Below are 11,527 nucleotides of genomic sequence, written 5' to 3' on the forward strand. Positions count from 1 at the left end.
ACATGCTTTAATTATTTTAAGACTATTTTTCTTATTTCAAACTTTATCAAATTGCAAAAGAGAGTCTTTACTATGTTGATTTTAGGAAATCATGTTCCAATGAAGAAACCAGATAACTATTTAGGCGCTATTAAATATATTTTATCTTATCAAGCTAATACTTTTATGGTATACAGTGGAGCTCCTCAAAATACTATGAGAACAGGTATTAATCAATTGCAAATTCAACAAGCTTTACAACTGGCTTCTCAAAATAATTTAGATATTAACTATTTTGTCGGACACGCTCCTTATATTGTTAATTTAGCTAACCCTTGTGAGCGTAAAAGGGCTTTTGCTATTAATTTTTTAGTAGAAGAGTTAGTACGATTTGATGCTATGAAAATTAATCAAATGGTTTTGCATCCAGGAAATGCTTTAAAACAATCAATTTCACAAGCAATAACTTTAATTGCTCAAGGTTTAGATGTGATTTTAGCAAAAACTAAACATTTAAAAATTAAAATTGCTTTAGAAACTATGGCTGGAAAAGGGACTGAAGTGGGAAAAACTTTAGAAGAATTAAGTCAAATTCGTCATTTGGTTAACTATAAGCAACGAGTTTCTTTTTGTCTTGATACTTGTCATCTTTTTGATGCTGGTTATGATTTGAAAAATAATTTAACTTTATTTTTACAAGATTTAGATCTTCTTTTAGGAATTAGTCATATTTCAGTTATTCATATTAATGATTCTAAAAATATTTGTGCTAGTCGTAAAGATCGTCATGAAAATATTGGTTTTGGTGAAATAGGATTTAATGCTTTAATGAAGTTTGTTGAGCATTCTTTTTTTGAGCAAATACCAAAGATTTTAGAAACTCCTTATATTAATGGGAAAGCCCCTTATCAAAAGGAAATTCAAATGATAAGAAATAAAAAATTTAATCCCGAATTAAAAAAAGCTTTTTTTCCTTAATATAATTAAAAAAACTTAAATAAAATAACAAAAATATCTTATAATTAATATTGGTGTTTTTTTATTTTTTAATTTGATTAATCAAACCCATAAAAAAAATATAGTTAAGGAATTCAAACAATTATTCAAAAAATAATTCATAATATTTTGACTTTTTGGAACAGTATCCAAGTAAATTATCAAATGTTAATTATAGCTTCTTTAGTTAGTTTGATATTTGCTCTTTTACGTAGTAGTATTAAAATTATTATTAGTTTAATATTATTATTTTTAATATTTAAATTTTGTTTCAAAATCAATTTTTTTAATAAAATGCATTAAATTATTTGGTAAGTTAATATAGTAATTGATACTTGAAAAATTTTAAAAAAACTACAAATATAATAATTTCATTTTACTAACAACTCTTTTTTTAATTAAAAAGGGTTGTTTTTTACTTAAACCTTAAATTATTAGGTTGATTAATATTGTTTTTTATTTGCGTTAATATGGATTTTTATAATATTTTTTTGATTCATGTTTTATGCAATAATAACAAATTTAATAAAGGATTTTTAAAATTGAACCTACGTGATTATAATCAAAAAAATGTTAATGTTATAAGTATATGTCAGAATAAAACTATTTTTGGTTTTAAATACTTGATATTTGTTATTTTTTTACTTATTGCCGTTATGCAAATATCTTTTTTTCATCAAGAAGGTAAAATAGATCAATTATGGCATCCCTTAATTACTCCTTTGTTTTTAACTATGGTATTTGGTTGTTTGTTTAATTTTGTGGGCAATCAAATTCCTTATTTAAATAAGTTTGGTTTGGGTTTTTTGCTTTGTATTTTGGTTCCTTCCTTTTTAGCTTATTGTGGCATTGTTCCTGGTGAAGTGGTTAAACGGATTGATAAATCTTTTTTTAATAAACCTTCTTCCTCAAATTCATGGTGTATTGGTATTAATTTTGCTCAATTTTTTGTTACTATTGTAACTGTTAGTAGTATTTTGGCGATTGATAAAAATTTGTTAAAAAAGTCTGTTGTTAAATTTATTCCTTTAACCCTAATTTCTTTATTTTGCTCTTTTTTGTTAGTAGGTCTCGTTGGTTTTTTATTAGATTATCATCCTCCTTACGAACATGGATTTATTTCGTACAATCCCTTTTTAGATGCTATTGTTTATTTTTGTAATCCTTTAACAAGTGGTGGTACTAATTTAGGTATTACTCGTTTTCAAGAAACCTTTTCGATAGTTTTTCAAAATAAAAATCCATTAATTACCACTGCTCCTGATAAAATTAGAAGTGTTTTGATTGCTCCTTTGATTCTAATGCGTCTTTTAGCTATTATGTTAGGGGGCATTCTTTATAAGTTATTTGATAAAACTATTTATAGTGGTCATAAACAATTAGAAATTAATCAAATAACTAAGACAGAAGATATTAAAAAACCTTCTTCTAAGGTACAGCAAAATGATTTTAAGGATTCATATCAAAATCTTGGTATGGGAATGATGATTGTTTTTGCGTTGTATAATAGTTGCATGATGTTAAACCAACTTTTGTTTAAAATGGATACAATGGTTTATTTGATTGTTATTTTAATTTTAATTAAAAGATTTGACTTACTCTCTTTGCGCTATCAAAACTATGTTCTTCACTTATCTAAATTTACAGTTACTAATTTTACTCCAGCAGCTTTGGTTTGTTTTGGGGTTGCTACTAATTTTCAAACTTTAAAAGCATGTATGTTTGATTTAAAAATTGTAATTATGGTTTTGACGTCGTTGTTAACAGTTGTTTTGGTTGCCTTTTTGTTAGCTAAAAAGTTTGGTTTTTATCCTTTAGAAGCCTCTTTAACAGCAGGTTTATGTTCTCATAGCATAGGCAGTATGGGTCATATTAGTATTATGTCAGTAACTGGTCGTATTAATTTGCTTCATTTTGCTAATATTGCTACCCGAATTGTAGGACCTATGATATTTGTTTTAATGAACCTTTTGTTTAATTTTTTTTATAATACGTAAGTTATTTAGTTATTAATAGTTTTATAATATTATCTAATTTTATTATTAATATTATACCAAATCATTCCATCAAAAAAAAAAAAAAGGAGTTTAATGGTTAATGAAATCTTTTGAAATTAGAAAAATGTGGTTAGATTTTTTTGCGAGCAAAAAGCATTATATAGAAAAATCATTTTCTTTAATTCCTCATAAAGATTCGACTTTATTATGGGTTAATGCAGGAGTAACTCCTTTAAAAAAATATTTTGATGGAACACAAGTTCCTGCTTGCTGTAGAATTGCCAATATTCAAAAATGTATTCGTACTAATGATATTGATAATGTTGGTCACACCTCGCGTCATCATACTTTTTTTGAAATGTTAGGAAATTTTTCCATTGGGGATTATTTTAAAAAAGAAGCGATTCATTTTGCTTATGAATTATTAACTTCTTCTCAATGGTTTGCTTTATCTTTGGATAAAATTTATATTACTTATTTTCCTACAGATAAAGATACTTATCAATATTGGGTTGATTTAGGAGTGAAGAAAGAACATTTAATCCCTTTAAAAACTAATTTTTGGAAAATTGGCGTTGGACCTTCTGGTCCTTGTACGGAGATTTTTTTTGATAGAGGAATCAAATACGATTTACGCCATAAAGAATTAATTATAGAAGGTATCGAAAATGATCGTTTTATTGAAATTTGGAATGTTGTTTTTTCTCAATACAATTGCGATCCTAATATTCCTATGGAACAGTATCCTGAACTTCCTAGTAAAAATATTGATACAGGAGCTGGTTTAGAACGTTTTGCTACTATCCTTCAAAATACTAATAGTAATTTTGAAACTGATCTTTTTTTGCCTTTAATTAAAGCCTTAGAACAACTATCACAGGTGACTTATCAAGGACAAACAAGTTTTAAAGTCATTGCTGATCATCTGAAAACATTAGTTTTTGCTATTAATGATGGGGCTGTTTTAACTAATGAAAAAAGAGGTTATGTTTTAAAAAAACTTTTAAGAAAAGCGGTTAATCAAGGTAAAAAAATCAATTTACATTGTCCTTTTTTGCACAAGTTAGTTCCTGCAACAGTTAATATGATGTGTGATTTTTATCCTGAGTTGGTTCAAAATCAGGATATGATAATTAAGATTTTGTTGCAACAAGAACATATTTTTGGAGAAACTTTAAAAACAGCAGAAGCAAGGTTTTTGCAGTATGTCTATCAAAAGCATTTATCAGGAAGTAATTTTTTTAAACTTTATGATACTTATGGTATCCCAGAAGATTTAATTATTGCAACTGCTCAAAAACATTATGTTACTTTTGATCATTTGGAATTTAAAAAATTATTAGAACAACACCAAAAGATGTCTAAAAAAAAGAAATTATTTATGGCTGATATGAATCAACAAGAAGAAAAGTTTTTGAATTTTAAAGAAAAAAGTGAATTTGTTGGTTATCATCAGGGACATACGGTAACTAAAGTGATTAGGGTTTTTGATCAAGGAATAGTGTTATTACAAACTCCTTTTTATGCTCCTATGGGAGGTCAAATAGCAGATGATGGTTTTATTAACGGTGTTTTAGTAACAAATATTGTTAAATTACCTAATGGTCAATTTTTGCATGAAGTGGAAGGTTATTTTCATGAAGGACAAGAAGTGGTGGCTCAAATTGATCAAAATAAAAGAGAACAAATTTCTTATCATCACACAGCTACTCATCTTTTGGAAGAGGTTTTGCGTCAAACATTAGGGAAGCATGTTGAAAAACAAGGTTCATGGGTTGGCTTTGATTCTTTGCGTTATGATTTTAATCATTTTGAAAAAATAACTGCTGAAACTTTAATTAAGATAGAACAGCGGATAAATCACCAAATTAACGAGCGTTTAGGTGTTCAGATAGAAGAGCTTTTTTTACCGGAAGCACAAATGCGTTATAGTTCTCTTTTAGAAAAGAATCAAAAAGCAAAATATTATAATAAAATTAGAATAGTTAAAATTGGCCCTGATTTTATTGATTTATGTGGTGGTACTCATGCTAAAAACACTTATGCTTTAAACCGTTTTGCTATTTTATCTTGTGAGACTATTAGCTCAGGTGTTTATCGGATAGAAGCAGTTTGTGGTGCTCATCTTGATCAAAAAATAGCTCATAAATTATTATCTTATCAAAAAAGTCAACAAGATTTAATCAAAAAAGCTCAAAAAAATGAAATACCAGGTGTTATCTTTGATATTCCTGTTTCTCCTAAGATACAACAAAGTTATCAAGATATTGTTAATGCTCAACAATATGTTAAGTTATTACAACAAAAATTATTATTGTTTGAAAAAATAATCTTACGATATCATCAAAATAAATTGATTCAAGAAAAAGATCGCTTTTTGCCTGATCATATTACTAAAGAGTTGTTTGTGATAATTGAAGAGACAAAACCTATAGAAGCTTTAAAATATTTTGTGAATTATCTTTTTGATTCTTTGCAATTAGAAGTTTTATTTCTTTGTTATGTGACTTCTGAAAAAGTGGTTTTTTTGTGTAAAAGTAAAACTATACATGCAGGTCAATTAGTGAAAAAAGTTTCTTTATTAGCTTTGGGTGCTGGTGGTGGAAGTCCTTTTTTAGGACAAGGTGGTACTAAAATAACTAAAAATATGAATCAAGTTATGAAATTTTTAAAAGAAAAATTTTACATTTTTTAATATGATATACTTTTGATATCTGTTTTTTCTCATTTTGCTTGGTATCATATTGTACATACAATATATATAAGATAAAATTATGACATATAAGGAGTTATTTGTTATTTTAAATATAAATAAAATTTCTTATTTAGGTTTGGATTTGGGGGAAAAAACTTTGGGAATTGCTTTATCTCAAACAGGAGTGATTGCTCAAAATTTCACTACTCTTTTGTTCCCAACTTATCAATATCAACAATTAATATTACCTTTACAAAAAATTATTACAGAATATCAAGTAAAAATAATTGTTTTAGGTTATCCTAAACATATGAATAATGATATTGGTATTAAAGCTAAATTAAGCATTACTTTTAAAAAGATACTTGAAAAAACTTTTCGTGATGTGGAAGTGGTTTTATGGGATGAACGGTTATCCACTTTACAAGCGTTATCAATTTTAAGACAAAATAATAAAAAAAAAACTAAGATTAAACAACTTAAAGATGGCGTTGCAGCTACTATTATCTTACAAAATTATCTAGATTATCAAAAACGTTAAAGCGAAAGGATATTTAAGCCCATGATGTTTAATAAAACAAAACATTTAACTAAATTAAAAAAATATGCTAAAGATCATCATATTCCTATTTTACAAGATACTAGTTTAACTTTAATTTTGCAAATAATTGAGCAATATCAAATTAAAAATATTTTAGAAATTGGAACGGCTATTGGGTATAGTGCTTTAGCGATAAGCAATGAAAATACTACTATTGATACTTTAGAAAGAGATTTTCTTAGTTATCATTTGGCTAAAAATTTTTTACAAAATGCTCCTTTTCAAATTAATGTTATTTGGGCTGAGGGTTTAATTTATCCTTTAACTTGTTTAACTGTTTATGATTTAATTTTAATTGATGCTGCTAAATCTCAATATCAAAAGTTATTTTTAAAGTATTGTTCCTTGTTGCGTCCTCAAGGGATTATTATTTGTGACAATCTACATTTAAATGCTTTTTTAAGTGAACAAAATAGTGATCCACCAAAACGTAAACATAAAGGTATTTTAAAAAAAATGTATGATTTTAAAGTTTTTTTAGAAAATCATTCAGATTTTACAACTATTTTTCATAATATTGGCGATGGGTTAAGTGTTTCTTATATAAAGAGATAAAATAATAGTGGATGATAAATATAAAGTTCATGATTTTTTTATTAAAAATAAGTTTAAAGGAGTTTTTAGGATGAAAAATACAGTTTATGAACTAACGCAATCAGGGATAGCGAAATTAAAAAAAGAATTAGTTGATTTAATAGAAGTCAAACGGAGAGAAAATTTGGAAGCTTTGAAAGAAGCGCGTGAACAAGGGGATTTGTCTGAAAATGCTGATTATGATGCAGCCCGTAATGAACAAGCTTTAATAGAACATCGTATTTTAGAAATTAAAAATATTTTAAAAAATGTGCGAGTAGTTAAAGTTTCTAAAGATAAAGAAATTGGGATTGGGAAAAAGGTCTTTTTAGAGTTTCTAAATTTAGGGGATAAACAAACTATTGAATTAGTTAGTACTTTGGAATCAGATCCTTTTATTGATAAAATTTCTATTGATTCTCCTTTGGGAAAACATATTAAAGGACATGAAATAGGAGATGTGATTTTTGTTACTAGTGAAACTGGAAATACTTTTAGGGTTAAAGTTTTAAATGTGGAGTAACAGTAATTTGTTAAAATCATTTTATTTACCAAAGTATTATTATCCTTCGGTCTTCTATATTCCTTTTGATTATTTTTTACAAAAAGGGATTAAAGCTTTATTTTTTGATTTAGATAATACTTTAGTTGATTGCCAGCAAAAAGAATTAGATATGAAAACTAAAAAACTTTTACAGCAACTTTCTGTTTCTTTTAAAATTATGATTCTTTCAAATGCTTCTTATAAGAGATTAAAACATGCTTTAACTAAAGATTTTAATTTTATTTATTTGCCTTTATGGATTAAAAAACCTTCAAAGCAAGCATTTCAAAAAGCAATGCATATAGTTGATCTTAAGCCTGAAGCTATTTTGATGATTGGGGATCAGTTACATACAGATATTAACGGGGCTAATCGTTCAAATATTACTTCTTTGTTGGTTAAACCTTTAAATCTTAAAAAAGAAAGCATTTGGACTAAGTTTAATCGTTTTTATCGAGAAAAATATTTTTTAAAGAAGTTAAAAGTAAATCATTATCATCTTTGGCAAATTAAATTTCAAGATTTTGAAGGTAAGTGATATGTTATTGAAACAAATTCGTCAAGTTGTTGAAATTAAATTAAAAAGTGATCCGATACGTTTAGCGCATACTTTAAGAGTTTATCGTACTGCTACTAAAATGGCAAGATATTATCGTAAATCTATTGTTCCTATTCAAATTGCTGCTTTATTTCATGATTATACTAAAAATGATTCTTTGGAACAACAAAAACCTTATTTAACAACAGCAAGTATGGTTAAATATCAAAATACTCCCTCTATCTTTCATGCGTTATCGGCTACTAATTTTTTAAAAAAAGAGTTAGAGGTTCATGATAAAGTTATCTTAAATGCTATTAAAAAGCATGTTTGGGGTCACAAGACTATGAATTATGCTGATAAAATTGTCTTTTTAAGTGATAAAATTGAGCCAGGAAGAGAGTATCCACAACAAAAATATTTTGAGACATTAGCATATCGTAATATTCATCAAGCTGTTTATGAAATGTTAAATTATAACTTTAATGATTTTTTAAAAAAAGGGGTTCCTTTGCCTGCTGATTATAAAGTTATTCTAACATCTTTAAAAGATGATATTAAAATGAAAAATAAGCATATATTATGACTAAAACTACTACTATTATAGGAGGCAGATATAAAGGTCATAAAATTAAATTAGTGCCTTCTTTGGATACTAAAGCAACTAGTTCCTTAGTGAAAGAAGCTCTTTTTAATATGATAGGAACTGCTATTAAAGATAAAGTCTTATTAGATTTATTTGCTGGTAATGGTTCTTATGGTTTTGAAGCTTTAAGTCATAATGCTTTAAAAGTATTTTTTGTAGATGCTTCCTTAAAAGCTTTTCGTACTTTAAAATATAATCAATTTAAATTAAAACTTGATGATGAAAAAAGTGTTATTTTTTATGCTCATTATTTGGTGGCTTTAAAAAAAATGCAAAAATTGAATTTAGTTTTTGATTTTGTGATTATTGATCCTCCTTATTTTAAAGCATTATATGAACCTGCTTTTGTTTATTTAGGAAAATTAACTCATGATAAAAGTATTATTATTTGTGAATCGCATCGTAGGATTTATTTGCCTTTGCGTATGAAAGAATTTGAATTAATCAAAGTTAAAATTTATGGTAATAAAAAACTTAATTTTTATCATAAAGTGACTGTTTAGTTTTAAAATATGTAAATATTATAAGAAATGATTGAAAGGAGTTTTAAAGATGGGGTTATCAAATGTTTTGTATTTGTTTTTGGGAATTGTATTAGGAGGGATTATAGGAGCCTTTTTGATGTTCCGTTGGTTTAAGAAATATTTACAAAAGAATCCTCCTATTAATGAACGCCAAATTAAAGAGATGTTTCGTCAAATGGGACGCACTCCTTCTGAAAAACAAATTCGTCAAATTGTCAATAGTATGAAACAGGCTAAATAAAAGAGTAATGGAACAGGTTTATGTTGTTTTAATTATTTTATTAACTGTTGTTATTTTTTTGATAATGAATTATTCTTATCAAAATAAGACTAAAGATAAAATTAAAAAGTATTTATTATCTTGTGAGTCATTAGAACAAGAAGTGTTAAAAAGTTTTTTACAAGAGAGTCAAAAAGATTTTTTGTTAACTAAAGATGCTGCTATTACTAAAAAGTTATTAAAGTTAAAGATTATTGAGATTAAAACAACTATTGTTAATCATAAATGTAATAGTTATATTCTCAATCCTTTAGTTAAAAAAGTTATTAAGGATAATCGTCGTTTAACTAAAATGTATTTAAATAATTAAATAATAAAAAAAACACCTTTTGAAAAAGGTGTTTTTTTTTTTTTTTGATAATAGGTTTTATTGAGTAATTAATTCATGATAAGGGGCTACTTTAATTTTAACATGAGGGTTAAGACTAATTAAACGTGAAATAGGACATCTTTGGTGGGTTTGTTCTAAAATTATTTGGGTTTGTTCTAATGACATTTTATCAATTCCTAAAATAGCAGTTGGTTTAAAACAAAAACCTTGTTTATCTTTTAAGATTTCTAAAGTAATTTTTACTTTTAAATCTTTATCTTGTTGTCCTTGTTCTTCTAATACTTTTTTAGAAGTTTTATAAAAACAGATAGCCCAAGAAAGACAAAATAAATCTTTAGGTCCTGATTGATTAGAACTAGGTTCTAAGGCTGAAACTAATTTTTTAGTAGTACCGCTTTTTTCTTCAAAAAAACATAAATCATTTAAATGCGGATGAAAGTAAGTAGTAGTTTGAAAAATGATCATTTTAAGTCCTCTTTTGTTTATCTATAAAATAGTTTTATTTTATCTTTTAAAATTACTATTTCTATTTTTATTATAACATTAACAGCTATAAAGTGATATATATTTGTTATTGTTTCTATTTATTTGCTTTATTGTTATAAGATAACTATGATATTATTGTTTGGTACGGTAAAACAATAAGGGTTAATATTTGTCTTAAAGTCATTTTAAAACTTCCCTTTATTTATATTTTCTCTTACTTCACAATCCAAATATAACCTTTATGAGCTAAAAAAATACAAACAGTAATAATAATATACCTAAAATAGGTAATAACCAATACATAAAAAAACCTTAAGGTCAATTTTTTTCTTCTAAAAAATTTTATTTTGGAATAATAACGTTTGATATTTTTTGCCATTTTGAATCTCCTTTTTTAATTTTTTTATAAATAGGGAAAATAATTTTTTTCACTTATCACCTATTCTTTTCAAGTCTATAGGTATAATTTTGGATATTGAAATATTTTAAAATATGAGGAATATCTTTTTTATCTAGGACATTGATGTTATGTCTTATTAATTTAGGTTTGGTATTTAATCATCCTTGTTAAATAAGTTTGGCAATCGTATAATTTAATGATTGATTTGGGTTGGTTATGAAAATAATTATAAGCAAATATTGAATTATTAAATAAAATAAAAAATATAAAAGAAAAAAATTAAGATAAATTTTTTCGGTTTTTTTAATCATTGATTTTCCTCCTTTAGGGTTAATCTAATGATCTTATTAATTAGTTATATAATGTCTTTTTGATAAAGAAAAAAGACTCTGGAAAGAGTCTTTGTGATTATAATTATATATATTTTTTAATTTAAATTATTTAATTTATATTGCAAATTAATATATATTTGCCTTAGATTATTTATTTTTTTATTAGTTAATTTATTTTCTTGATGTTCATTATTAATTTCTTCTATTGTTTTATTTGGATGCAACAAACAACCACAACTTAAATTATTTATATCTATTTGCTTTTTTTTACATGAAAAATTATAAATTTGTTTTTTGATGTCCTTTAATGTGTTAACAATAGAAAGTTTTTGATAAAGAATTTTAATTTTTTGATCTAGATTATATAATTGTTGTTGGAGTCCTGTAATATCTACATCATAAATTGATAAAAAATCAACTTTAGTAACTAATTTATTTATTTCTAAATCCAATTCATAAATTTTATTCTCTATTAAATTTGAATCTGTTAAATTATTATAATCATTCATTGCCATTACTTGATGATTATTTAAAATAAATATAAATCCTATAAAAATAATTAAACAAATATAAATCATTTTAAATTTGTTTTTAAATTCAAACAT

At 25.3% G+C, this 11,527-nt stretch carries 13 protein-coding genes; 11 read left to right on the plus strand and 2 right to left on the minus strand.

Going from position 1 to position 11,527, the window contains the following annotated elements; genetic code table 11:
• Window positions 1-72 precede the first annotated feature (72 nt).
• The 11 genes from J8J04_RS01050 to J8J04_RS01100 all read left to right on the plus strand — a co-directional run bounded on the left by J8J04_RS01050 (window position 73) and on the right by J8J04_RS01100 (window position 9,683).
• Window positions 73-957, plus strand: a complete 885-nt coding sequence (locus J8J04_RS01050) for a deoxyribonuclease IV (RefSeq protein ID WP_212331055.1) — start codon at window positions 73-75, stop codon at window positions 955-957.
• A gap of 560 nt (window positions 958-1,517) precedes the next feature.
• A complete protein-coding gene (locus J8J04_RS01055; protein WP_212331057.1) occupies window positions 1,518-2,972 on the plus strand; it encodes a 2-hydroxycarboxylate transporter family protein in 1,455 nt (484 codons plus the stop codon).
• A 100-nt stretch (window positions 2,973-3,072) separates the two neighbouring features.
• Complete coding sequence (gene alaS / locus J8J04_RS01060) at window positions 3,073-5,667, plus strand: alanine--tRNA ligase (RefSeq protein WP_212331059.1); 2,595 nt, start codon at window positions 3,073-3,075, stop codon at window positions 5,665-5,667.
• A 79-nt stretch (window positions 5,668-5,746) separates the two neighbouring features.
• Window positions 5,747-6,208: a Holliday junction resolvase RuvX gene (gene ruvX / locus J8J04_RS01065; protein ID WP_212331061.1), complete on the plus strand. Its 462-nt coding sequence runs from the start codon at window positions 5,747-5,749 to the stop codon at window positions 6,206-6,208.
• A 21-nt stretch (window positions 6,209-6,229) separates the two neighbouring features.
• Entirely contained in the window at window positions 6,230-6,823 is a 594-nt protein-coding gene (locus tag J8J04_RS01070; protein WP_212331063.1) for an O-methyltransferase, read from the plus strand.
• Between the two features lie 70 nt (window positions 6,824-6,893).
• Window positions 6,894-7,364, plus strand: coding sequence for a transcription elongation factor GreA (gene greA / locus J8J04_RS01075; RefSeq protein ID WP_212331065.1), 471 nt, complete (start codon window positions 6,894-6,896; stop codon window positions 7,362-7,364).
• Window positions 7,365-7,371: 7 nt separating this feature from the next.
• A complete protein-coding gene (locus J8J04_RS01080; protein WP_225885802.1) occupies window positions 7,372-7,923 on the plus strand; it encodes a YqeG family HAD IIIA-type phosphatase in 552 nt (183 codons plus the stop codon).
• A 1-nt stretch (window position 7,924) separates the two neighbouring features.
• The gene (gene yqeK / locus J8J04_RS01085; RefSeq protein ID WP_212331069.1) at window positions 7,925-8,509 is read left to right on the plus strand and encodes a bis(5'-nucleosyl)-tetraphosphatase (symmetrical) YqeK; all 585 of its coding nucleotides are present in this window, start codon (window positions 7,925-7,927) and stop codon (window positions 8,507-8,509) included.
• Window positions 8,506-9,072 carry a 16S rRNA (guanine(966)-N(2))-methyltransferase RsmD gene (gene rsmD, locus J8J04_RS01090; protein WP_212331072.1) on the plus strand — a complete coding sequence of 189 codons (567 nt, stop codon included), beginning with the start codon at window positions 8,506-8,508 and terminating at the stop codon, window positions 9,070-9,072. The genes yqeK and rsmD overlap by 4 nt, the downstream gene beginning before the upstream one ends.
• Window positions 9,073-9,121: 49 nt before the next feature.
• Window positions 9,122-9,334 carry a YneF family protein gene (locus tag J8J04_RS01095; protein WP_212331074.1) on the plus strand — a complete coding sequence of 71 codons (213 nt, stop codon included), beginning with the start codon at window positions 9,122-9,124 and terminating at the stop codon, window positions 9,332-9,334.
• 7 nt (window positions 9,335-9,341) lie between these two features.
• On the plus strand, window positions 9,342-9,683 hold the full coding sequence (locus J8J04_RS01100; RefSeq protein WP_212331076.1) for a hypothetical protein: 342 nt from the start codon (window positions 9,342-9,344) through the stop codon (window positions 9,681-9,683).
• Between the two features lie 57 nt (window positions 9,684-9,740).
• Here the strand turns inward: J8J04_RS01100 and J8J04_RS01105 are convergent, their stop codons facing one another.
• The gene (locus J8J04_RS01105; RefSeq protein ID WP_212331078.1) at window positions 9,741-10,169 is read right to left on the minus strand and encodes an OsmC family protein; all 429 of its coding nucleotides are present in this window, start codon (window positions 10,167-10,169) and stop codon (window positions 9,741-9,743) included.
• 848 nt (window positions 10,170-11,017) lie between these two features.
• The coding region (locus J8J04_RS01110; RefSeq protein ID WP_212331080.1) for an SVM family protein at window positions 11,018-11,527 on the minus strand (510 nt) is incomplete at its 5' end.

It is taken from the genome of 'Fragaria x ananassa' phyllody phytoplasma (assembly GCF_018274325.1).
Lineage (GTDB): Bacteria > Bacillota_I > Bacilli_A > Acholeplasmatales > Acholeplasmataceae > Phytoplasma.